A 22,184-nucleotide genomic window follows, 5' to 3' on the forward strand; every position below is an offset into this window, starting at 1 on the left:
GCCATGAGCCCCGGACGACCGCGTCGGCGGCCGTCCGGGGCTCCCTGGCCTTCCCCTGTCAGCTCGCGCGGCGGAAGTTGCGGATGGCCAGCGGGGCGATGACGGTCACGACCACCGCGCAGATGCCGAACGTGGCCAGCACCGTACCGGCGTCCGGATCGCCCAGCGCCAGGTCCCGCGCCGCGGTGATGGCATGGGACATCGGGTTCACCTCGGCGAACGCCCGCAGCCAGGACGGCAGTCCGTCGGTCGGCACGAACGCGTTGGAGGCGAACAGCAGCACCATGTTGACCATGCCGCCCACCGGCTGCATCGCCTCCGGTTTGCGCAGCCACGCCGACAGCGCCATGAACATCCAGCCCAGCGACCAGCCGAGGACCACCGCCACCAGCAGCGCCCCCAGGGAGCCCAGCACCCCGCCCGCCGGGCCGTAGCCGAACACCAGGGCCCCGGCCACCAGCATCACGAGCATGTTCACCGCGTTCAGCACGGTGTCGGCGATACTGCGGCCGATGAGGATGGTGCCGGTGTGGATCGGCATGGACTTGAAGCGGGCCACGATCCCGTTGTTCAGTTCGGTGGTCAGCGCCACCCCCGACTTCAGCCCCGCGCTCACCGCGCTGGTGATGAGGAACGCGGGCAGCAGGTAGTCGATGTAGCTGACGCCCGCCGGGAACGACTGTGTCTGCGACACGCTCCGGAACACCTGGCTGAAGACGGTCAGCATCAGGATCGGCTCCAGGATGCCCGGCAGCACCAGGGCCGGTTCGCGCAGCGCCCGCAGCGACCGCCCGGAGAGCACCTGGATCTGCCGCGGGGCGCTCGAACCGCGGAAGCGCGGGGGCGCGGCCGGGCCCGTCGTCGTCCCGGCGTTCGCGGGGGAGCGCGGATGGTCGGCGGTGATGCTCATGAGGACGTCCCTGCCTCGGTCGGATGGCCGGTGGTGGCGGCGGTGGCGGTGGCGTGGTGCGCGGCCGTGGGGTGGTTGAGCGCCAGGTACACGTCGTCGAGGGTCGGTTCGGAGAACGCGAGCCCCGCCATGTCCGTACCGGCCTCGTCGACGGCCCGGACCACCACCGCGATGTCCGTGGAGTCGGCCACCGGCACCGTGAGGACGAGCCCGTCCTCGTCATGCGCCGGTGCCAGGGCGGCCCGGCGCAGCGCCTGAACCGTACGGGCGCGGTCCTGGGCCCGGCGCAGGGTGACGGAGACGCTGCGCCGCCCCACCCGCTCCTTCAGCTCGGCCGCGGTGCCCGAGGCGATGACCCGGCCCTCGGCGAGGACGGTGATGGAGTCCGCGAGCGTATCGGCCTCCTCCAGGTACTGCGTGGTCAGCAGGACCGTGGTGCCGTCCTTCACCAGGCGCTCCACGATCTCCCAGAGCCCGCGGCGGGCCACCGGGTCCAGTCCGGTGGTCGGTTCGTCGAGGAAGAGCACCTCGGGGCGGCCGACCAGACTGGCGGCCAGGTCCAGCCGCCGCCGCATCCCGCCGGAGTAGTTCCTGGCGTTGCGGCGTCCGGCACCGGTGAGGTCGAACAGCTCCAGCAGTTCATCCGCCCGCCCGGCCGCCTCCGCGCGCGTGGCGCCCAGCAGCCGGGCCAGCAGGATCAGATTGGCGCGCCCGGGGAGCGTCTCGTCCACGGACGCGTACTGGCCGGTGAGCCCGATGAGGCGGCGCACCTCCTCGGCGCGTTCGGTCACATCGAGCCCGGCGACCCGGGCCCGTCCGGAGGAGGGGCGGGTCAGCGTGGCGAGAATGCTGACCAGGGTGGTCTTCCCGGCACCGTTGTGGCCGAGCAGACCCAGGACCGAGCCCCGCGGCACCGCGAGGCTCACATCGTCGAGCGCGGTCATCGTCCCGAATCGCTTCGAGATATGCGAGACGTCGATCATCATCGTGTCCACCGGATATACGGTAGGTGGCGTTCTGCGCCCCGGGGCGGGGTTATCACAGACGTCGAAGTGGAATTGCCGGGTGCGGAAAGCCGTGCTATTCGGGGCCACTGACCGATGGATATGCGGGCGGAATTCCGGGGCCGAATCCGGTGCGCCGTGCCCGGAACGGGCTCTGCCGAACGGCACATCCGGCCCCCGTCCCCGGCCCGCCGCGACCTGCCGATCGGCGGATGTGCCGGCCCGGCCCGTTCCGTCACGCTGACAGCGGACCGGCGGAACGACGGAGGACACCATGACGATGAGCGCCGAACGGGACCTGGCGTCCCCGCCGCCCCGCGCCGACGCGGACGGCGCCCCGTCCCCCCGCCCCTCGCGGCCGGCCCGCTGGGCCGCGCACACCGTGCCGTTCACCCTGCTGCCCACCGGGCTGTGGCGGTGCGCGATGGGATTCGGCGTACCCCTGGGCTTCGCCTCCGCCTCGGATCTGCACGAGAGCCACTTCCCGGGCTGGATGACGCTGTACGTGATCGCGCTCAGCGTGTTCGCGGAGGCACTCGGACTGCTCACCCTGGGTCTGGTCCAGCCGTGGGGCGAGACGGTGCCGCGCTGGATCCCCTTCCTGGGCGGCCGGCGGATCCCCGTGCTGTGCGCGGTGATCCCGGCCTCGCTGGGCGCGCTCGCGGTCACCTCCATCACCATCCTCGGCGCGTTCACCTGGAACGCACCGGAGAACCTGGCGGAGATCAGCGATCCCTACGGCCCGCTCTACTGGCTCCAGACCGCCTGTTACGCGCCGCTGCTGGCCTGGGGTCCGCTGCTGGGCTTCGTCACCGTGGCGTACTACCGGCGTCGGCGAGCGGCAGAACGGCGGCCGTCCGCCACCCGCCCCGCGGCTCCGGCCCCGCGCTGAGCGTGCCGCCCAGCGCCTCGATCCGCTCGGTCAGCCCCAGCAGCCCGGTGCCGCCCCGGCGGCCGTCCTCGGCCACGTGGCCACCGGAGCCCGAACTGATCGCCTCGGCGCCGTTGACCACGCTCACGGACAGCGCGCCGCCGCGCCGCTCCAGCGCGACCCGCACCCGCACACTGGCCGCCGTACGGGCGTGCCGGCGGACGTTGGTGAGCGCCTCCACCACCATCCGGTGCGCGGTGCTCGCCACCTCGCGCGGCACCCGGCCGATCGCCTCGGCGGTCAGCTCCAGTTCGAGCCGCACCTCGGCCCGCCCCGAGGAGCGGAACCGCTCCACCACGTCGGTGATGTCCTCAAGACCGTAGGCCCGCGGCCGGTCCTCAGCCGCCTCGCCGCCCGCGGTGTCGCTGTCGCCGAGCATCCGCACCGTGCGGTCCATCGACCGCAGCGCCTGCTGACCGGCCTCCTCGATCTGCCGCAGCAGCGGCATCAGCCGGTCCGGCTGCTGGGCCCCCACCAGCTGCGCCGCCTGCGCGAGCACCACGATGCCGGAGACGTCATGGGCGACGAAGTCATGCAGATCGCGGGCGAGTTCCAGCCGCTGGCTGCGCCGCGCCACCCGCACCGAGTTCAGCCGCCGCACATCCAGCGCGCGCAGATAGCCCCCGACCAGGACGGCGCCGATCGCCCCGAGCCCCATGAACGCGCACTGCCCGAACGCCTCCAGGAACGACCCGTACGCCCCCACCCGCAGGATCACCGTGGACCCGGCGGCCGACAGCAGCAGCACCAGCGGCACCCCCTGCGGGGCGGGCGCGAACCGGGCCACCACGAACACCAGCGCCGTGACCGCCGCGAACTCCACCAGCATCAGCACCCCGACGGGCGAGTCCTCCCCGGCGTCCCCGGTGAGCACGGTCGCCACCCCGGAGACCACGGCCACCACCGCCGCCACCACCCCGAGCCGCGCCCGCGTCCGCGGCCACCAGCCGACCGTCACCAGCGTGGCCCCGACGGCCACCACCATCGATAACGCCGTCACCCACCCGGCCGCGTCCCCGACGGCCACCCCGCCCACCACGGCCAGCCCCGCCGCACCCCCGCACCCGGCCCGCACGACGGCACGCCACGACCCGCGTCCGCTGTCCCTGCCCATGGACTTCCCCTTGCCATCCGGTCAGCGCCCTTGCCGCGCGAATTCTAAGGGGAGTTGACGGCCTTTCGAAGAATTCGATATGGCGTGGACAGAAATGCGGATGCCGTGGGAGGACTTCCGGGTAGCCTAATTCGCCGTCCCGGGAGATGCCGATGGATGCGCACGACCTCGACGGGCGTACGGAATTGGACCGGCTGCTGCCGCGGTGGCACTTCCGGGAAGTCCACCGGGTGTGTGTGGCGGCGGACGCCGGAGCGGTGATGCGGGCGGTGTGGGAGACCACCTGGGCGGAGGCGCCGGTGGCGCGGACGCTGGTGGCGCTGACACGGGCCGATGTGGGGCGGGAGCGGCGGATCGTCGGGGACTTCCTGGGCGGGATGGGGGAGACCGTGCGCGCCGGCGAGGGCGAGGTGCTGTTCGTCGGTGTGGACACGCTGGAGGACGGCAGGGCCCGGCCCGAGGGGAGTGCGCTGGAGGTGGTCCGGGAGTGCGCCGAACCGGGGCTGCTGAAGGTGGTGATGAACGTGCGCTTCGGCGGCGGTGTGCTCAGCACGGAGACCCGGGTGTACGCCACCGACGAGCGCACCCGGCGCCGGTTCCGGCCGTACTGGCTGGCCATCCGGGCCGGGAGCGGCCTCACCCGGCGTTCCATGCTGCGGGCGATCCGCCGGCGCGCGCTCGGCGGCGGCGCGGTTCCGTGACGCGGAAGGTCCGCTGCCCGGTGGGACACACCGGGGCAGCGGACCTTCATCGCGGGGGTGTCGGCGGGAGGTGTCCCGCCGGGTGGAGAGTGGTCAGCGGCTGTAGATGGGCATGATGGTCTCGCTGTCGTCGCACCACACCTCGTGGTACCCGTTGGCCTGGGCCTGCGGGAGTTCCGCCGCCTCACACGCCGCCTTCGAGGGGTACTTCAGGGCGCCGACGGGGACCCAGCCGTCGCCGGGGGGCGGGGCCGCGGAGGCGGTGGTGGCGGTCAGCGGGATGGCGATCGCCGCCGCACCGACGGCGAGTCCGGCACCGATGCGAGAACGCCACGACTTCATGGTTGTCTCCTTCTCTGTTTCCGTGTTCTCCGAGCTGGTCCTGCTCAGAGGGTCTGGTCAGCCGATGGGGTTGACGAAGGTGGCCGGGTGGGTGGCGCCGCGCTGGTCGACGAGCGCGCCCCAGGGCCAGTCCAGGGTCAGCGAGGAGGTCTCGTTGGGCGGGGTGACGGAGACCGAGGCGGGAGCCCAGAAGCCGTCCTCCGCGTCCTCCTCGGCCAGGGCGACGTTGAGGGTGAAGTCCGTGCTGTCACCGGGGCCCAGGGTGATCGCGCCGAACGTGGCCGAGGAGCGCTGCAGCGACCAGCTCTCACCGCCGTTCTCGGTCTTCAGGTCCACTCCCGGGAAGCCACCGATCTTGCAGGTGCGGCCGCTCTTGTTGGTCAGCACGATGCTGGTCGTCGAACCGCCCGCCTCCGGATCCGGGGCCGCGCCCTCGCCGGTGGCGAACGCCGCCGTCAGACCGGAGGTGTGGCAGCGCTGGACGGACGCTCCGGCCTTGCCTCCGGTGCCGGTACCGGCGTCGGCCTCAGGGGCGCCCTGCGCGCCGCCGGCGGAGCCCGAGCTGCTGGATCCGGCGGCGGACGTGTCCGACCGGCCCGCGGGCTTGGAGGCGTCGGCGTCGTTGTTGTTGCAGGCGGTCAGCGACAGACCGGCGGCGGCGATCAGGGCCGCGGCGGCCACGCGCAGGCTGCGGCGACGGGCGGTGCGGACAGTGGCGCTGGAGCTCATCTCGGTTCCCCCGGGACAGTCGGTGTGGTCGTTCTCCTCGGTACGACATCCACTCTGGCCGGGCCCGCTATCGGGACACTGCCGCACCGCTAACCCTCCGAGCCGTGCGCCTTCCGCGTCGCTAACATCCGGCTAACACGGCTGTGAGCAGCGGAAAGACCAGGAGCTCTGCTACCCGGGGCCGGTGGCGCGGGACACCGCCAGGACGGCGGCGGCCGTCGCGGACAGGGCCGCGCTGAGCCACACCGCGCCCCGGAAGTCCCCGAGCGCCCCGGCAGCCGCCTCGGCCGCCAGGGGACCGGCGAACGCACCGGCGTTCAGCGCGACGGTGGCGAACGCACCGCTCAGGGACGGCGCGTCGTGGGACGCGGTCCGCATCACCCGGGCCACCAGCGCCGATCCGACCCCGAAGGACAGGCCACCCTGCACCACCGCCATCACCAGCAGCGGTACGGGGTGCGAGCCGGTCAGCGCGAGGACCGCCCAGCCGACGGGCAGCGCGCCCACCGCGAGGAACAGCCCGCGGCCCCATGCGCCGCGGCGGCCCGCCACCGTGACACCGGCGAACGCACCCGCGCCGAACGCGGCGAGCAGGGCCGGGACCGCGCCGCCGGGCAGCCCGGCCACATCGGTGGCGATGACGGCGAGATACGCGAAGGTGGCGAACGTGGCGCCGTTGACCGTGGCCGCGAGCACCAGCGCCCGTCGCACCGGGCGCGCCCGCAGCGCCCGTACCTCCCGGCGGACCGGGACCTCCCGGTGCGGTGCGGCATCGGCGGGGGCCCGCCGGAACACCAGCGCCAGCGCGGGCAGACAGAGGACGGCGACCGCCCAGAACACCGCGCGCCAGCCGGACCGGTCACCGAGCAGCGCCCCCGCGGGCACCCCGGCCACACAGGACAGCGTGACCCCGGACAGCAGCACGGCGGTGGCGCGCGTGTGCAGCGCCGGGGGGACGAGGGCGGTGGCGACGGACATCGCCACCGCCAGGAAACCGGCGTTGGCGACGGCGGCGATGACCCGGGTGGCGAACAGCACCGTGAAGTCGGTGGTCAGGGCGCCCAGGACATGGACGACGACGAACACGGCCAGGAAGCCCGCCAGCGCGCGGCGGCGCGGCCACCGCGCGCTCCAGGCGGCCATCACCGGCGCGCCCACGATCATCCCGATGGCATAGGCGGAGGTCAGCCCGGCGGCGGCGCCGACGGACACGGACAGGTCATGGGCGATACCCGGGACGAGGCCGGACAGCATGAACTCGGAGGTGCCCTGGGCGAATACGGCGAGGCCCAGGACGTGGAGGAACACGGGCAAGGAATCGGCTCCGGTGAGTGCGGACGCGGATGGCGGAAGTCGTCCGGTCACCGGTGCGGGAACCGACGTCGGCAGCTCGGAGGAGCTCAGAGGAGGGAGCGTCGGTGTTCGGTCAGCGCATGACCCGCCGCCGGGTGACCGGCGGCTCGGTTCTGTCCGACTCGGGGCTCATCACACCGGGCACGGTAGCCGGGGCCGCCGACCGCCTCAACCGGGTTTCCGCCCGCGCCGGTCCTAGCTGCGGTTTCCGGCCGGAGCGGGAGCCGGAGCCGGGTGCAGGGCCGCGACGGTCTCGGGCAGCCGGGCCCAGACCTCGGGGGTGTAGAAGTGGCCGCCCGGCAGCACGTCCACGCGGAACTCCCCGGCGGCCAGCGGCCGCCAGCCCGTCGCCGGGTCCTGGAGGTCGTCGTCCGCGCCGTACAGCACCTGGAGCGGGGTGCGCACCGTGACGCCCTCGCGGTAGCGGTAGCCGTCGGCGGCGAGCAGATCGGCGCGGAACACCTCGACGGCCATCGCGCGCAGCTCGGGTTCGGCGAGCACGGCGTCCGACAGCTGGCCCACCGTGCTCATCCAGGTGAGGAGTTCCTCATCGGTGTCGGCCGAGGTGGGGGTCTCCCGGCGCTTCTCGGCCCAGCGGACGGGGGAGTCGGTGCCGGAGGCGATCAGTGCGCGCGGCGGGGTGCCCGCGCCCGCCTCCAGCCGGCAGGTGAGGTCGAACGCGACCCAGGCGCCCATGCTGTGCCCCAGCAGCAGGTACGGGCGTTCGGCGGCGACCGTGCGGACGGCGTCCAGCGCGTCGGTGAGGAGCGCGTTCCAGTCGGCCGCGAAAGGAACCGTGTATCGGCCCTCGCGTCCGGGGTAGCAGTACAGCACCAACTCCACGTCCGGCGGCAGGGCTTCGGCCCAGGGCCGGAAGGAGGCGGTGCCGCCACCGCAGAAGCTCAGGCACAGCAGGGTCCGGGTCGCGCCGGGGCGGGGCAGCGGACGGAGCAGCGACCGCGACATCGGTGGACTCCCGTGCGGTGGACGGCGGTTGGCGCGGCCACGGTACCGCGCGGGGCCCGGCCGACGGCCCGGGGCCGAGAATTTCTTGATGGCCCGGTGTCACCCTGAGTGGTGGACCGGACGGGATGGGTGACGGCCGGACGGACCGTCCGGGGACCGTGCGGCGGCGAACCCCCCTTTTCCCGCGTGTCCGCGGCGGCCGAAAGCAGGGGCCGCCCCGTTGGCAATGCTTTATCGAATTCTTCTCATTGGAATCTCTGACGCACTTCTCCCCGCTCGTTCCCGAAGACGCTTGTGGGCCGTAATCACGGCTGCCTATGGTCGAGCCGAAATGGGCGAGCCCCTGGAAGGGGAAGCAGATGGCTAATCCATTCGAGGACGACGAGGCCACCTACCACGTACTGGTGAACGATGAGGGCCAGCATTCCCTGTGGCCCGTCTTCGCCGAGATCCCGGCCGGCTGGAAGTCCGTTCACGGACCGGCGGCCCGTCAGGAATGCCTCGACCACGTCAACGAGAACTGGACCGATATGCGTCCGCGCAGCCTCGCCGAGGCCATGGACGCGAACGCGTCCTGACGGCGTCCCGGACGCCGTCCCCCGCAGGTCCCGCCTGCGTCCGCAACTCCGACTCCATCCGCATCACCACGAGGAGAGAACCACCATGGCCACGATCACGGCGGAGCGCCAGGCGACGATCAAGGAGATCGTCTGCGACATTCTCGAACTGGAAGAGGACGAGGTCACCGACACCAGCCTCTTCATCGACGACCACGGTGCCGACTCCCTCCGGGCGATCGAGATCCTCGCCTCCCTGGAGAAGGAGTTCAAGATCACCATCGATCAGTCGGAGCTGAGCGAGATGGTGAATCTGGAGAAGGTCTACCAGGTCGTGGCGGAGGCCCCCAGCCGGTAACCGGCCCGTGGCCGCCGAGTCAAAAGGGAAGTCACCATGTCCGATTCACGTCCCGGTGCCGCGGCGGTGAAACGCCGTGTGGTGCTCACCGGTTTCGGCGTCATTTCCAGTATCGGTATAGGCGCCGACGAGTTCACCCGGAGCCTCCGGGAGGGGCGCAGCGGGGTCAGCCCCATCTCGGTGTTCGACGTCGAGGGTTTCGCGCACGTCAATGGATGCGAGGTCAGGGGATTCGATCCACTGGAGTGGATCACCCGTACCCCGGTCCGGGAGCTGGGACGGGCCAGCCGGTTCGCCGTCGCGGCGGCCCGGATGGCGGTGCGGGACGCGGGTCTGGACCCCGAATGGCTCGCCGGACGGCGCGGGCTGATCTCCGTCGGCACGACCGACGGTGAGTCCTTCGAACTCGACCAGCTGGTGGAGACCGACGTCGCCGAAGGACCCGAGCGGATGGACCGGCAGACCGTGCGCCGGGTCCCGGCCGCCCGGCTGTCCACCACCATCGCGCAGGAGCTCCAGCTCACCGACGTCGAGGCCCTGACCATCGCGACCGCCTGCTCCGCGGGCAACTACGCGATCGGCTACGGCTTCGACGCGGTGAGCTCCGGCGAGGTGGAGTTCGCACTGTGCGGGGGCGCGGACGCCATGTGCCGCAAGACCTTCACCGGTTTCTACCGTCTTGGCACCATCGCCCCCGAGTGCTGCCAGCCCTTCGACGTCGACCGCAAGGGAATCCTCACCGGCGAGGGCTCCGGGGTGCTGGTGCTGGAGAGCCTGGAGTCGGCGCTGGCGCGCGGTGCCCGGATCTACGCCGAGGTGCTCGGCTACGGCCTCAACTGCGATGCGTACCACCAGGTCGCGCCGAAGGGGTCCAGCGTCGCCGCCTGCATGGGGATCGCACTGGAGAACGCCGGGGTGAAACCGGAGGAGGTCGATCTGATCTCCGCCCACGGCACCGGCACCAAGGCCAATGACATCACCGAATCCCGCGCCATCCGCGAGGTGTTCGGGGCGGCCACCCCGCGCACCATCTCGCTGAAGTCGATGCTCGGCCACACCATGGGCGCGGCCAGCGCGCTGGGCGCCATCGCCTGCGGACTCGCCATCACCCACGGTTTCATCCCGCCGACCATCAACCACACCACCACCGATCCGGCCTGTGAGATCGACTGTGTGCCCAACCGGGCCGTGGACGCCGATCTGCGGGTGGTGCAGAACAACGGACTGGCCTTCGGCGGCAACAACGCCATCGTGATCCTCGGCAAGTACGAGGCCGGCGCCGGAGAACGGCCGCTCGCCGGGAGCGCCTCATGAGCTATGCGATCACCGGCGTCGGCGCGGTCGCCAGTATCGGGGACGACCCCGGGCAGATCTTCGACGCGCTGTGCGAGGGCCGCAGCGGCCTCGGTCCGCTGCGCGGTTTCGACCGCGAACGCTTCACCGCCCGGCAGCTGTTCGAGATCGACGACCGCTCCGGCGGTGACGGCACCGATGAACCCGGCCGTGCCACCCGCTTCCTGCTGGAGGCGGTCCGCCAGGCCGCCGCCGACGCCGGGCTCCCCGAGGACCTCGGCGGTACCCCGGTGCTGGTCGGCACCGGACTGCGCGAACTGCGCTCACTGGAGCTGTGGTGGCGCGACGGAGTCCCGTTCGCCGCCGGGGACCTGGACTTCGGCCCGGCGCTGCGCCGCCGCTTCGGCGCGTATGACACCCACACCTTCGCGGGCGCCTGTTCGGCCTCGCTCTACGCGCTGGCGCTCGGCTGGGACCTGCTGGAACAGGGCGAGAGCGACACGGTGGTGGTGGCGGGCTGCGACACGGTGACGGAGTCCATGTTCGGCCTGGCCGACCGGGTGCAGTTCGATCCGCCCGATGTCGTCCGGCCCTTCGACCGCGCCCGCCGCGGCACCATCCTCGGTGAGGGCGCCGCGGCCGTGGTGCTGCGCCGGGAGCCGGTGGCGGACCGCCCGGTGCGCGGCTGGCTGCGTTCGGTCGCGGTCAACTGCGACGCCCACCACCAGACCGCGCCGGACGCGGACGGGGTGCGCGCCTCGGTGGAACGGGCGCAGGCGGCGGCGGGCAGCCGTCCCGAGGACATCGACCTGGTGGTGCTGCACGCCACCGGCACCCCGCTGAACGACCGGACCGAGGCCGAGGTGATGGCCGGGGTGTTCGGCGGCGCACGGCCCGCCTTCACCGGTATCAAATCGCTGACCGGCCACACCTCCGGCTCCGCCGGGCTGATGAGCCTGATCGTGGCGCTGGCGTCGGTGGCGGGCGGCCGGGTGCCCCCGATCGCCCATCTCACCGATCCGCTGCCGGAGGGCGAGGGACTGCGGCTGGTCCGCGGTGCCCCCCTCACCACCCCGGTACGGGTGGCGCAGGTCAACGGGTTCGGCTTCGGCGGCGTCAACGCCGTCGCGATCGTGGCGGGTGCGGCATGACGGGGACGGCGATCACCGGGACGGGCGTGGTGCTGCCGGGCGTGAGCGATCCGGCCGGGCTGCTGCGCGGCGCGGTGGCCGGTGCCGGACCGGTGCGCCCCGCCGAGCTCATCGGCAAGAAGGGGCTGCGCTTCAAGGACCGGGCCACCCAGCTGGGACTGTGCGCGGCCGCCGCCGCGCTGCGGGACGCCGGACTGCTCGGCCCGCACGGCCTCCGGGTCCCCGGCGACCGGGTGGGGGTGGTGGTCAGCTCCAACCTGGGCAACGCCGACACCGTCTGCCGGGCGGTGGAGACCATCGCGCGGGAGACCACCGCCGCGCTGAGCGCGATGGACATCCCCAACGCCTCCAGCAACATCATCGCCTCCGAGACCGCGATCCGCTTCGTGCTGCGCGGCCCCAATCTGTCGGTGTGCAACGGCGTCACCTCCGGTCTGGACGCCCTGCGCTGGGCCCGGCTGACCCTGCGGTCCGGACGGGCCGACCACATGCTGGTGATCGGCGTCGAACCGGACAACGAGATCACCCGGCGGCTGACCGGCGGCCCGGTGGTGGACGGCGGCGCCGCCGTGGTGGTCAGCCGGACGGACGCGGCGGGGAGCACCGACGCGGTGGGCGGCGCGGCGCCCCGGCTGCTGCTCGGCCCCGTGGTGCGCACCGCGGAACTCCGCGACGCCGCCGCCCGGTCGACCGCCACCGCGCCGGACGGGGGCGGCGGGCTGTGGCTGTGTCCCGATCCGGCGCTCGTGCCGGCCGGGGCGGAGACGGCCGACCTGACCGGCTGGGGGGAGTGCTCCGGGGCGCTGGGGCTGCTCCAGTGCGCGGCGGCCGTCGGCTGGGCCGACTCCGGCCGGACCGGTCCCGTCCACGCGCTGCTGGGCGGCGCCGGTACGGAGGCGACCGCCACGGTCTTCCGTCCGGCGGTACGCCCGGCCCTCCCGGACGGGCCCGAGGCCGGACCCGAGCCCGTACCCCCGGCCGGGCCCCTGACCTGCCACGCGCCCCATCCGGCCCTCCCCGTGGAGGAACCGGCGTGAGACGAGTCGTCCTGCTGCACGGACTGGGCAACAGCGGAGCCATCTGGTCGGCCTGTGCCGCCCACTGGGGTCCCGATGTGGAGGTCCACGCACCCGAACTGCCCTGGGGCGGCGCGGGCATCGCCGGCTGGCGTCATGAGCGGGACTCGGCCGGGCTGCTGGCGGAGGTGCTCGCCGCGGTGCCCGGTGGCGCCGATCTGGTGGTCGCCCACTCCTTCGCCTCGATGCCGCTGCTGGAGCTGCTCGGCCGCCGCGCGGTGGCCGGGGACCCGCCGGGAGCGGCCGGAGCGGTGCTGGTGAACCCCTTCTACCGGCCGTCGGCGGACGACTTCCCCTGGGCGATGATCGCGCCGCTGCTGGCGTCCTTCCCCGCCACCATGGCCGAGGGGGTACGGCTGCAGTCCGGTACCCGGCCGATCGACCCGGCGCTGCGGGCCGATATCGCCCAGCGGCTGTGCGAGTTCGTCGGTCCCTACGGCTGGCTGCGCTTCCTGGACGCCTACCTGAGCACCCCGCTGGTCCCGGTGCACACCATCGGCACCCCGTGTCTGGTGATCGGCGGCGACCGGGACACCACCGCCGACGCCGCCGAGGCCCGGACGCTCGCCGCCGCGCTGCCGCGCGGCCGGGAGTCGATCCGCACCGGCGGCGGCCACTTCCCGATGCTGGCGGACCCCGTGTGGTTCACCGGCGCCGTCCACGACTTCCTCGACGGACCCGCCGAGCGCGCCCGGAGCGACCGCGGCGCGTACCCCGTCGGCACCTGAATCCGGAAACGACCCCTGGAACCGAAGGAGACTGCGATGGGCCCGGTGTCAGATCCGGCCGTGTCGGCCCTGCTGGACGCCCCGACCACCGTACGGCTGCGGCCGGTGTTCGAAGGCAACAACATCAGCTACGCCATCGGCTTCAAGCACATCAACTACGTGTCCGAGGCCGCGGTGCTGCACCACTTCCGCACCGCCGGACTGCCGGTGGGTGAGCTGTACCGGCGGTACGGACTCGGTTTCGAGGTGGTGGAGCTGCGCTCCCGGCTCGGCGCGCTGCTGGCCGTGGACGACGAGGTGGAGGCGGAGGTGGTGCCCGCCACCAAGGACGGTGCCACCGAGTTCACCTTCACCGTCAGCCAGTTCGTCCGGCGTGACGGGCAGCGGATCAAGTGCGCCGGTTCCACGGTGCGGGTGGCGCTGCGCGTCGACGGCCATATCGCCCCGTCCGAGGAGTACCCCGCCGGACTCGGCCGGTTCGCCGTACCGCGGCTGGGCACCGGTGACCGCCTGGAGCTGGGGGTCACCCCGCGTCCGTACGGCGCCCTCGCCGAGGGCCGGGGGGCCACCGGCACCACCGATCCGGTGCTGGCCCGGCTGATCGGCGAGGACAACGCGTTCGGCTGGCGCTGGCGGATGCCGTACTTCTACTGCCACTTCAACGAGCGGGTGCAGATGTCCGGCTTCCTGCGCGTGATGGAGGAGGCCGAGGACCTGTTCCTCGCCGACCGGGGGCTGCCCATCAAGCACGTCCTGGACTCGCGCGGCTGGATCCCGGTCGTCACCCAGTCCCGGATCCGGCTGCTGGACGAGACGGTGATGGAGGAGGAGCTCTACACCGTCTACACCATCGAGGACGTCTTCAAGAGCCTGCTCTACACCGCCCGGATGGACTGCTACGTCATCCGCGGCGGGGATCTCGTGCACACCGCCACCGGCACCATCACCCATGGCTACCTGCGGGAACACGCCCCCAACCAGTGGGCGATGGCCACCCTCGACGAGGCCACCGTCGCCGCGCTCAGCAGCCCGAAGCGAGCGGCCGTATGAGCGGCGCCGCACCGGCCGCGCCACCGGTGATCTCCGCGTGGTCGGCGGTCTCCCCGTACGGACCGGATGCCGAGGCGCTGGTGGACGGGGTCCGCTCGGACCGTCCGACCGGTGCCCCGGTGGACACCGCCCGCTGGCGGGTACCGGTGGGAACGGCCCATCTGGTGCCGGGTTTCGAGACCCGGCAGGCGCTCGGCAAACGGGGCACCCGCTCGATGGACCGGGTGACCGGTCTCGCGGTGAGCGCCGTCGGCGGGCTGCTGGACCAGCCGGGGGCGGACCGGGAGCGGGAGACCGGGGAGCGGGCCGGTCTGGTGCTCGGCACCACCACCGGCAGCGCCGAGTCGATGATGGACTTCACCCGCACCTCCCTGGAGGGCGACGCGCCGTTCGACGTGGACCCGGCGGTGATGCCCAACGCGGTGATGAACTGCGCGGCCGGGCAGTGCTCCATCTGGTACGGCATCCGGGGCCCCAACACCACGCTCGCCGGGGGCCGTACGGCCGGGCTCGCCGCCCTCCACTACTCGGCCCGGCTGCTGGCGTCGGACCGGGCGGAGTCGGTGCTGTGCGCGGCCGCCGAGGAGTACTCCCGGGCCCGCTACTGGCTGGAGCGGCACAGCCGGGGCGAGGACCACGTGGCGCTGGGCGAGGGGGCCGCGGTGCTGCTGCTGCAGCGCCCCGACACGGTCAGCCCCGGCCGTCCGCCGCTCGCCGAGATCCTGTCCGTACGCACCCGGGTGGCCACCGGTGACCGGGTGCGGGCGGTGCTGGAGGCGTGTGTGGCCTCCGCGCTGGAGGCGGCGGGCGCCCGGCCCGGGGAGGTGTGGGCCGCGAGCCCCGGCGACGCCCACGGGCGGCTCGGCCGGGAGGAACGGGCCGCGCTGACCGCGCTGTTCGGCACGCAGACGCTGGAGCGGGTGCCGCCGGTGGGGCGGCTCGGTGATGTCTCGGCCGCCTCCGCCACCTTCCAGATCGCCTTCCTGCTGGCCACCGCCGCGCTGTCGGACGAGGCGGCCGGGCGGCTCGCGGTGGTGACCTCCGCCGACCGCGACGGTTCGCTGTCCTGTGCCGTACTGCGGCTGGTGGCGTCATGAACGGCGTGAGCCCGGTGGCCGCCGGGGTGCGCGTGGTGTCCCCGCCGGACGGCGGGAAGGCGGTGGCACGGGTGGACATCGACGCAGCCGAGCCGGTGTTCGCGGGCCACTACCCGGACTTCCCGATCTTCCCCGGCGTGTGTGTCGTGGAGTGCGCCCACCGCGCGGCACTCGCCACCGCGCCCGAACCGGTCGCCCTGGCGGCCGTGGACTCGGCGCGGTTCGGCGGTGCGGTCTACCCGGGCGACACCCTCGACCTCACACTGACCTGGCGCCGCCGGGACGACGGCTGGCGCTGCGCGGCCACCGCCGTGACCCCGCGCGGTGACGCCGCCTCGGTACGGCTGCGCTACCGTCCCGCGGACAGCGGCCGGGCAGCCGCCCCCGACGGCCCCGAGGTGACCGGGCTGCTGCCGCACCGCTATCCGATGCTGCTGGTGGACCGGGTGCTGGAACTGGTCCCCGGACGGCGGGTGACCGCGGTCAAGGCCGTCACCCTCAACGAGCCCTGGTACGCCGGTCTCACCCCCGGCACCTCCCCGGCCTACCCCTCCTCGCTGGTGATCGAGTCCTGGGGCCAGGCCGCCGGGCTGCTGGCCTCGGCCGACGCCCCCGCGACCCGCGGGCAGGTGATGCTGTTCGGCTCGGTCGCCGACGCGGAGTTCCACGGCCCCGTCCACCCCGGCGAGTTGATCGAGCACCGCGTCACGGTGGCGCGTTCGCTCGGCGACTCGGTGATCTTCGAGGGCGAGAGCCGCTGCGGCTCCCGCCCGGTGATGTCCGTGGCGCGCATGGTGATGGCCTTCCGGCCGGCCGGCGCGCTGAAGGAGGCGACTTCATGACCCAGGACGAGCGACGGCCGGACCGGACCAGACCGGTGGCGCTGATCAGCGGCGGATCCCGCGGGATCGGCCGGGCCACGGTGCTGCGGCTGGCCGGGGACGGCTATGACGTCGGCTTCTGCTACCACTCCCGGCCCGAGGCCGCCGAACTCCTCGCCAAGGAGGCCGAGGCGCTGGGCGCCCGGGTGCTGGCCGAGCGGGTGGACGTGTCCGACCCGGACGCGGTGCGGGCCTGGGTGGCGCACACCGAACGGGAGCTGGGCCCGGTCGCGGTCGGTGTCACCTCCGCGGGGATCACCCGCGACAAGGCGATGGTGATGATGAGCGACGACGACTGGCGCTCGGTACTGGGCACCAATCTCGACGGTGTCTTCCACGTCTGCCGTTCGGTCGCCTTCTCCATGATGAAGCGGCGCTCCGGCGCCCTGGTCAACATCTCCTCGGTGGCCGGGGTGCACGGCAACGCCACCCAGACCAACTACGCCGCCTCCAAGGCCGGGATCATCGGCTTCTCCCGTTCCCTGGCCAAGGAGATCGGCCGCTACGGCGTCCGCGTCAATGTCGTGGCTCCCGGCTTCATCGACACCGACATGGTGGCGGCCGTCGGCGACACCGCGCGCGACAAGGCCCTCGCGGACGTCACCCTCGGCCGCATGGGCACCCCGGAGGAGGTCGCCGAGCTGGTGGCCTTCCTGGCCGGGGACCGCGCCGCGTACATCACCGGATCCGTGGTCCACATCGACGGGGGGATCGTGCTGTGAGCCGCCGGAACACACAGCCCCGCTGGTACTTCTCGCTGCGCAGCCCGTACTCGTGGTTCGCGTACCGGGACCTGAGCGAGCGCTACCCGGACGTCCTGGACGCCATCCGGTGGATCCCGTACTGGGAGCCGGACGCCGCGTCCGAGAAGCTGCTCGCCGACGAGGGCATCACCCTGCCCGTGGTCCCGATGTCGCGGGCCAAGAACTTCTACATCCTGCGCGACGCCCGCCGCTGGGCCCAGGCCCGCGGCTGGCAGGTGACCTGGCCGGTGGACCGGGCACCGCACTGGGAGGTCTCGCACCTGGCCTATCTGGCCGCCGAGGAGGCGGGCCGGGGACGGGAGTTCGTGGCCGCCGCCTACCGGGCGCGCTGGAACCGCGGACTGGACCTCGCGGACCGGGCCACCATCGCGCTCATCGCGGACGAACTGGGCCTGGACCCGGGCGTCGCGGACGCCGTGGACGACGAGCGGCTGCGCGCCAGGGGCGTGGCCTGTCTGACCGCCGCGTACCAGGACGACGCCTTCGGGGTGCCGTACTTCGTGCACGGGCGGGAGGGCTTCTGGGGCGCCGAGCGGGTCTCGGCGTTCGTGGCGGCGGTGCGCGGCACCGCGTGGGACGGCGTCTCGGACGTCCCCTTCGCGGCCGCCCCGGTGGCCGTCCCCGAGGACGTCACGGCCGTCGCCGGTGACCGGCTGGAGAGGACCCCGTCATGAGCGCAGGACCCGCACGGACCGTGCCCCGCTGGTCGCCGGCGACCGGTCCGGCCGCCGGGCACACCGCCACGGCCTCCCGGCCGCTCCCGGCGCGGCTGCTGGCCGCCGCGCGGCTGCGGGCCCGCCGCTCCGGCTGCGGCTGGCAGACCGTGGCGCTGGCCGCGCACACCGTGGTGCTCGGCGCGCTCAGCGGCGAACGGGAGCTCACCACCGGCTGGGTGGCCCATGGCGAGACCGTGCCCCTCGGGGTGCGGGTCACGGCCGGTGACGAGAGCTGGCGGGAGCTGCTGCGCGGCTCCGTGGCGCCCCGGCCGGACGAGGCGCCGTACGAGACGGTGCTCGACCTCAGTGGCGGCCGGTACGTCCCCGCCGAGGGCTCCCCGGTGGTGCTCACCGTCTCCTTCCACCTGATCCCCGGCGGCGCCGAGCTGCGGCTGCGGTATCGCACCGAGGTGCTGGACGGCGCCGCCGCGGAACGGATCGCGGGCTACTACCTGACCGCGCTGGAGCGGCTGGCCACCGAGCCCGACACGTCCTGCCGGGCCCGCACCCTGCTCTCCGGGGAAGAGCTGCGCCACCAGCTCACCGGGATGTCCGGGCCCCAGCGGGCGCTGCCCGACCGGCGGTTCCACGAGCTGTTCGAGGCGCAGGCGGCCGTCCGCCCGGACGACATCGCGGCCGTGTACGCCGGACGGAGCCTGACCTACGCCGGGCTCAACGCGCGCGCCAACCGGATCGCCCACGCGGTGCTCGCCCGCGGTCTCGGCGAGGAGGCCGTGGTCGCCGTGGTCACCGAGCGGAACCTGGACTGGATGGCCGCTGTGATCGGGGTGTTCAAGGCCGGGGCCGCGTATCTGCCCGTCGAACCGGGCGCGCCCGCCGACCGGATGGGCCGCACCCTGAGCCGTGCCGGATGCCGTCTGGTGCTCACCGAACCCGGCGGCCCCGGCCACCTCCGGCAGGCCGCGCCCGCGGGCACGGAGCTGCTGACCGTGGAGGACGCGTGCGCCGAGGGGCACCCGGACACCGACCCCGGGCTCGCCATCGGCCCCGAACGGCTGGCCTACCTCTACTTCACCTCGGGCTCCACCGGTGAGCCCAAGGGCGCGATGTGCGAACACGGCGGCTTCGTCAACCACCTCTACGCCAAGATCGACGACCAGTCGATCACCGAGGGCCAGGTGGTGGCGCAGACCGCCCCGCAGTCCTTCGACATCTCGCTGTGGCAGCTGGTGGCGGCCCTGGTGGTCGGCGGCCGCACGCTCATCGTCGAGCAGGAGGCCGTCCTCGACGTCGACCGCTACCTCGACACCATCGAGCGCGGTGAGGTCGCGGTGCTCCAGGCGGTGCCCTCCTACCTGGAGGTGGTGCTCTCCCGGCTGGAGGCCCGGCCGCGTGAACTGCCCGCGCTGCGCTGTGTGTCCGTGACCGGCGAGGCGCTGAAGAAGGAGCTGACCGTCCGCTGGTTCGCCCGCTTCCCGCGGATCGCCCTGATGAACGCCTACGGGCTGACGGAGACCAGCGACGACACCAACCACGAGGTGATGACGGCGGTCCCCGCACGGGACTCCGTACCGCTGGGCCCGCCGGTCGGCAACGTCACCGTGTACGTGGTGGACGAACGGCTCCGGCCGGTGCCGCTCGGCGCCCCCGGCGAGATCGTGTTCTCCGGGATCTGCGTCGGCCGCGGCTACGTCAACGACCCCGAGCGCACCGCCCAGGCGTTCACCACCGACCCCCACCGGCCCGGTGAGCGGCTCTACCGCTCCGGTGACTTCGGCCGCTGGCTGCCGGACGGGAAACTGGAGTTCCTCGGCCGCCGGGACGCCCAGGTCAAGATCCGGGGGTTCCGGATCGAGATCGGCGAGATCGAGAACCAGCTGCTGAGGCTGCCCGGGGTACGGGACGGCGCGGTGGTGGTCGTGGAGACCCCGGACGCCGGGAAGCAGCTGGTGGCCTTCGAGTCCGGCTCCACCGAACCCGCCGAGGTGCTGCGCGAACGGCTGGCCCGGGTGCTGCCCGGCTATATGGTGCCGCGCCGGATCCAACGGCTGGAGCGGCTGCCGCTCACCGGCAACGGCAAGACCGACAAGAAGGCGCTGCGCGCCCTGGCCGCCGAACTCGACGACAGCGGCGGCGGTACCGGCCACGAGCCCCCGCGCACCCGCACCGAACAGCGGCTGGCGCGCGCCTGGGCCGAGGTGCTGAAGGTGCCCGCCGAAGAGATCGGACGCACCGAGAACTTCTTCGACCGGGGCGGCACCTCGCTCACCGCGGTGCGGCTGATCGTGTCGATGGAGCGCCGGTTCACCCTCAAGGACCTCCACCGCCTGCCCGTACTGGCCGACCTGGCCGCGCTGGTCGACGCCGCCCCCGAGACGTGAGGACCCCGACGATGGCCGTGCACGCCCCGCTCCCCCCGGTGGAGGTCCTCGCCGACCGCCCCGCCGTCATCCGGCTCGACGGGCCGCCGCCCGCCGACCCCGCCGCCTGGGCCGCCGCCCACCGCACCGCGCTGCGCGCGGCCGTCGCCGCACACGGCGCGGTGCTGGTGCGCGGTCTGGGCCTGGTCGACGTGGCCGCGGTGGGCCGCGTCGGCCGGGAACTGCTGGAGGAGGTGATGGACGAACGGGAGGGGTTCGCCACCCGGCGGCGGCTCGCCGAGGGGGTGTACTCCTCCTCGGAGTGGCCCCCCGACCAGCCGATGTGTATGCACCACGAGCTGAGCTACCGCCGCGAGGTGCCCGCCACCCTGCTCTTCGGTGCCCTCACCGCGCCCGCCTCCGGCGGGATCACCGGGGTGGCCGACTCCCGGACGGTGCTGGAGGCGCTGGACCCGGCGCTGGTGGAGCGGTTCGAGCGCACCGGCTGGCGGCTGGACCGCAGTTACACCGACACCGTGGGCGTGGGGCGCGAGGAGTCCTTCGGCGCCCCGGACCGCGCGGCCATCGACGCGTACTGCGCCCGGTGGGGCATCGAGACCGCATGGCTGCCGGGCGGCGATCTGCGCACCCGGCAGCGCTCGGCCGCGGTACTGCGCCATCCGGCCGACGGCCGCCGCGGCTGGTTCAACCAGATCGCCTTCCTCAACGAATGGACGCTGGACCCGGTCGTCCGCGAGTACCTGACCTTCGAATTCGGCGCGGACGGACTGCCGTTCAACAGCCGTTACGGGGACGGCGGCGCCATCACCGAGGACACCGTGCTGGCCATCAACGGCGTCTACGAGAAGCACACCCTGCGGGAGCCCTGGCGGCCCGGGGACCTGATGGTCGTGGACAACCTGCGGATGGCGCACAGCCGCGAACCCTACGAGGGGGAGCGCGAGATCGCCGTGGTGCTCGGCGACCCGGTACGGGTCCCCGGCCCGGCCTGAACGACCCCGTCCCCACCGACCGACCGTCACCACCGATGTCATGGATGGAGCCCAACATGTCCCAGCGGTCCGGCGTGCCGCCGTTCGCCGTCATCTCCGGAGCCCAGGTGGACCACGTGCTCTCGGGCCACGAGAAGCAGGTCCTGGAGCTGGTCGAGGAAGTCTACCGGCTGCACGGCGAGGAGCGGACGGTCAATCCGCCGTCGTACTTCCTGCGCTTCCCCGACTGGCCCAGCTCGCGGATCATCGCGCTGCCGGCCTCGGTCGGCGGTGAGCGGCCCACCGACGGACTGAAGTGGATCTCCAGCTTCCCGGAGAACGTGGCCGCGGGCATTCCGCGCGCCTCGGCCGTCCTGATCCTCAACGACCATGACACCGGCTATCCGTTCGCCTGCCTGGAGTCCTCGATCATCTCCGCCGCGCGCACCGCGGCCTCCGCGGCGCTGGCCGCCGACCGGCTCAGCCGGGGCGAGCGGCCGCGGCGGATCGGCTTCATCGGCACCGGGCTGATCGCCCGCTACATCCACACCTATCTGGTGGAGACCGGCTGGAGCTTCGACGAGGTCGGTGTCTTCGACCTGTCCGACCAGCACGCACAGGGCTTCGCCGGATACCTCGGCGCACGCCCCGGCGCCGCCCCCTCGGTGGTGCACGGCTCCGCGCGGGAGCTGATCGGGGCCAGCGATCTGGTGGTGTTCGCGACGGTGGCGGGCGCCCCGCATATCCACGACCCGGCCTGGTTCGCCCACAACCCGCTGGTGCTCAATGTCTCGCTGCGTGATCTGGCCCCCGAGATCCTGCTCGGCGCCACCAACGTCGTCGACGACGTGGACCACTGCCTGAAGGCGGACACCTCCCCGCATCTGGTGGAACAGCTGACCGGCAACCGGGACTTCATCGCCGGGACCCTGTACGACGTGCTGGAGGGCCGGGTGGAGCTGCCCGCCGACCGCCCGCTGGTGTTCTCCCCCTTCGGCCTGGGCGTGCTCGACATCGCCCTCGGCCGCTTCGTCCACGACCGGCTGGCCCGCGCGGGCGGACTGTCGGTGGTGGACGGCTTCTTCCACGAGCTCAGCCGCTACGGGCGAGCCGGCTCGTAGGCGCCGGACAGCGGCGCCCCCAACGAATC

Annotated in this window: 23 protein-coding genes; 16 read left to right on the top strand and 7 right to left on the bottom strand. The window is 73.2% G+C overall.

Annotation, left to right across the window (positions count from 1 at the left end; translation table 11 throughout):
* Positions 1-58 precede the first annotated feature (58 nt).
* Both AC07FT_RS24155 and AC07FT_RS24160 read right to left on the bottom strand, forming a co-directional pair.
* Complete coding sequence (locus tag AC07FT_RS24155; protein ID WP_479178064.1) at positions 59-910, bottom strand: ABC transporter permease; 852 nt, start codon at positions 908-910, stop codon at positions 59-61.
* The gene (locus AC07FT_RS24160) at positions 907-1,896 is read right to left on the bottom strand and encodes an ATP-binding cassette domain-containing protein (protein WP_479178128.1); all 990 of its coding nucleotides are present in this window, start codon (positions 1,894-1,896) and stop codon (positions 907-909) included. The genes AC07FT_RS24155 and AC07FT_RS24160 overlap by 4 nt, the downstream gene beginning before the upstream one ends.
* A 292-nt stretch (positions 1,897-2,188) precedes the next feature.
* Between AC07FT_RS24160 and AC07FT_RS24165 the strand changes: the two genes are divergently transcribed.
* The gene (locus tag AC07FT_RS24165) at positions 2,189-2,806 is read left to right on the top strand and encodes a hypothetical protein (RefSeq protein WP_479178065.1); all 618 of its coding nucleotides are present in this window, start codon (positions 2,189-2,191) and stop codon (positions 2,804-2,806) included.
* On the opposite strand, the gene AC07FT_RS24170 is transcribed toward AC07FT_RS24165, so the two are convergent.
* Positions 2,724-3,959 (bottom strand): sensor histidine kinase, encoded by a 1,236-nt coding sequence (locus AC07FT_RS24170; RefSeq protein WP_479178066.1) that lies wholly within the window; start codon positions 3,957-3,959, stop codon positions 2,724-2,726. The genes AC07FT_RS24165 and AC07FT_RS24170 overlap by 83 nt on opposite strands.
* 152 nt (positions 3,960-4,111) lie before the next feature.
* Between AC07FT_RS24170 and AC07FT_RS24175 the strand changes: the two genes are divergently transcribed.
* A complete protein-coding gene (locus AC07FT_RS24175; protein WP_479178067.1) occupies positions 4,112-4,660 on the top strand; it encodes a hypothetical protein in 549 nt (182 codons plus the stop codon).
* A 93-nt stretch (positions 4,661-4,753) separates the two neighbouring features.
* On the opposite strand, the gene AC07FT_RS24180 is transcribed toward AC07FT_RS24175, so the two are convergent.
* The 4 genes from AC07FT_RS24180 to AC07FT_RS24195 all read right to left on the bottom strand — a co-directional run bounded on the left by AC07FT_RS24180 (position 4,754) and on the right by AC07FT_RS24195 (position 8,050).
* Complete coding sequence (locus AC07FT_RS24180; RefSeq protein WP_432037667.1) at positions 4,754-5,002, bottom strand: hypothetical protein; 249 nt, start codon at positions 5,000-5,002, stop codon at positions 4,754-4,756.
* Between the two features lie 57 nt (positions 5,003-5,059).
* Positions 5,060-5,731: a DUF4232 domain-containing protein gene (locus tag AC07FT_RS24185; RefSeq protein WP_479178068.1), complete on the bottom strand. Its 672-nt coding sequence runs from the start codon at positions 5,729-5,731 to the stop codon at positions 5,060-5,062.
* Positions 5,732-5,902: 171 nt separating this feature from the next.
* Entirely contained in the window at positions 5,903-7,045 is a 1,143-nt protein-coding gene (locus AC07FT_RS24190) for a Cmx/CmrA family chloramphenicol efflux MFS transporter (RefSeq protein ID WP_479178069.1), read from the bottom strand.
* 234 nt (positions 7,046-7,279) lie between these two features.
* Complete coding sequence (locus AC07FT_RS24195; protein ID WP_479178070.1) at positions 7,280-8,050, bottom strand: thioesterase II family protein; 771 nt, start codon at positions 8,048-8,050, stop codon at positions 7,280-7,282.
* Positions 8,051-8,409: 359 nt separating this feature from the next.
* Here AC07FT_RS24195 and AC07FT_RS24200 point away from each other — a divergent pair, with 359 nt between their 5' ends.
* From AC07FT_RS24200 to sbnB, 14 genes are all read left to right on the top strand, one after another.
* Positions 8,410-8,628 (top strand): MbtH family protein, encoded by a 219-nt coding sequence (locus AC07FT_RS24200; RefSeq protein WP_471203643.1) that lies wholly within the window; start codon positions 8,410-8,412, stop codon positions 8,626-8,628.
* Positions 8,629-8,713: 85 nt separating this feature from the next.
* Positions 8,714-8,965, top strand: coding sequence for an acyl carrier protein (locus AC07FT_RS24205; RefSeq protein ID WP_254739585.1), 252 nt, complete (start codon positions 8,714-8,716; stop codon positions 8,963-8,965).
* Between the two features lie 36 nt (positions 8,966-9,001).
* A complete protein-coding gene (locus AC07FT_RS24210; protein ID WP_479178071.1) occupies positions 9,002-10,279 on the top strand; it encodes a beta-ketoacyl-[acyl-carrier-protein] synthase family protein in 1,278 nt (425 codons plus the stop codon).
* Positions 10,276-11,409 carry a beta-ketoacyl synthase N-terminal-like domain-containing protein gene (locus AC07FT_RS24215; protein ID WP_479178072.1) on the top strand — a complete coding sequence of 378 codons (1,134 nt, stop codon included), beginning with the start codon at positions 10,276-10,278 and terminating at the stop codon, positions 11,407-11,409. The genes AC07FT_RS24210 and AC07FT_RS24215 overlap by 4 nt, the downstream gene beginning before the upstream one ends.
* Positions 11,406-12,446, top strand: coding sequence for a beta-ketoacyl synthase N-terminal-like domain-containing protein (locus AC07FT_RS24220; RefSeq protein WP_479178073.1), 1,041 nt, complete (start codon positions 11,406-11,408; stop codon positions 12,444-12,446). The genes AC07FT_RS24215 and AC07FT_RS24220 overlap by 4 nt, the downstream gene beginning before the upstream one ends.
* Entirely contained in the window at positions 12,443-13,213 is a 771-nt protein-coding gene (locus AC07FT_RS24225) for an alpha/beta fold hydrolase (protein ID WP_479178074.1), read from the top strand. Before AC07FT_RS24220 ends, AC07FT_RS24225 begins: the two co-directional genes overlap by 4 nt.
* Positions 13,214-13,249: 36 nt before the next feature.
* On the top strand, positions 13,250-14,263 hold the full coding sequence (locus AC07FT_RS24230; protein ID WP_479178075.1) for an acyl-CoA thioesterase family protein: 1,014 nt from the start codon (positions 13,250-13,252) through the stop codon (positions 14,261-14,263).
* The gene (locus AC07FT_RS24235) at positions 14,260-15,360 is read left to right on the top strand and encodes a beta-ketoacyl synthase N-terminal-like domain-containing protein (protein WP_479178076.1); all 1,101 of its coding nucleotides are present in this window, start codon (positions 14,260-14,262) and stop codon (positions 15,358-15,360) included. Before AC07FT_RS24230 ends, AC07FT_RS24235 begins: the two co-directional genes overlap by 4 nt.
* Positions 15,357-16,202 (top strand): 3-hydroxyacyl-ACP dehydratase FabZ family protein, encoded by an 846-nt coding sequence (locus AC07FT_RS24240; protein WP_479178077.1) that lies wholly within the window; start codon positions 15,357-15,359, stop codon positions 16,200-16,202. The genes AC07FT_RS24235 and AC07FT_RS24240 overlap by 4 nt, the downstream gene beginning before the upstream one ends.
* Complete coding sequence (fabG, locus tag AC07FT_RS24245; RefSeq protein ID WP_479178078.1) at positions 16,199-16,963, top strand: 3-oxoacyl-ACP reductase FabG; 765 nt, start codon at positions 16,199-16,201, stop codon at positions 16,961-16,963. The genes AC07FT_RS24240 and fabG overlap by 4 nt, the downstream gene beginning before the upstream one ends.
* Entirely contained in the window at positions 16,960-17,679 is a 720-nt protein-coding gene (locus AC07FT_RS24250) for a DsbA family protein (RefSeq protein WP_471203626.1), read from the top strand. The genes fabG and AC07FT_RS24250 overlap by 4 nt, the downstream gene beginning before the upstream one ends.
* Positions 17,676-20,063, top strand: a complete 2,388-nt coding sequence (locus AC07FT_RS24255; RefSeq protein WP_479178079.1) for a non-ribosomal peptide synthetase — start codon at positions 17,676-17,678, stop codon at positions 20,061-20,063. Before AC07FT_RS24250 ends, AC07FT_RS24255 begins: the two co-directional genes overlap by 4 nt.
* An 11-nt stretch (positions 20,064-20,074) precedes the next feature.
* On the top strand, positions 20,075-21,055 hold the full coding sequence (locus AC07FT_RS24260) for a TauD/TfdA family dioxygenase (RefSeq protein WP_479178080.1): 981 nt from the start codon (positions 20,075-20,077) through the stop codon (positions 21,053-21,055).
* Between the two features lie 56 nt (positions 21,056-21,111).
* Complete coding sequence (gene sbnB / locus AC07FT_RS24265; RefSeq protein ID WP_479178081.1) at positions 21,112-22,155, top strand: 2,3-diaminopropionate biosynthesis protein SbnB; 1,044 nt, start codon at positions 21,112-21,114, stop codon at positions 22,153-22,155.
* Positions 22,156-22,184: the final 29 nt, after the last annotated feature.

It is taken from the genome of Streptomyces sp. NPDC045899 (assembly GCF_056431485.1).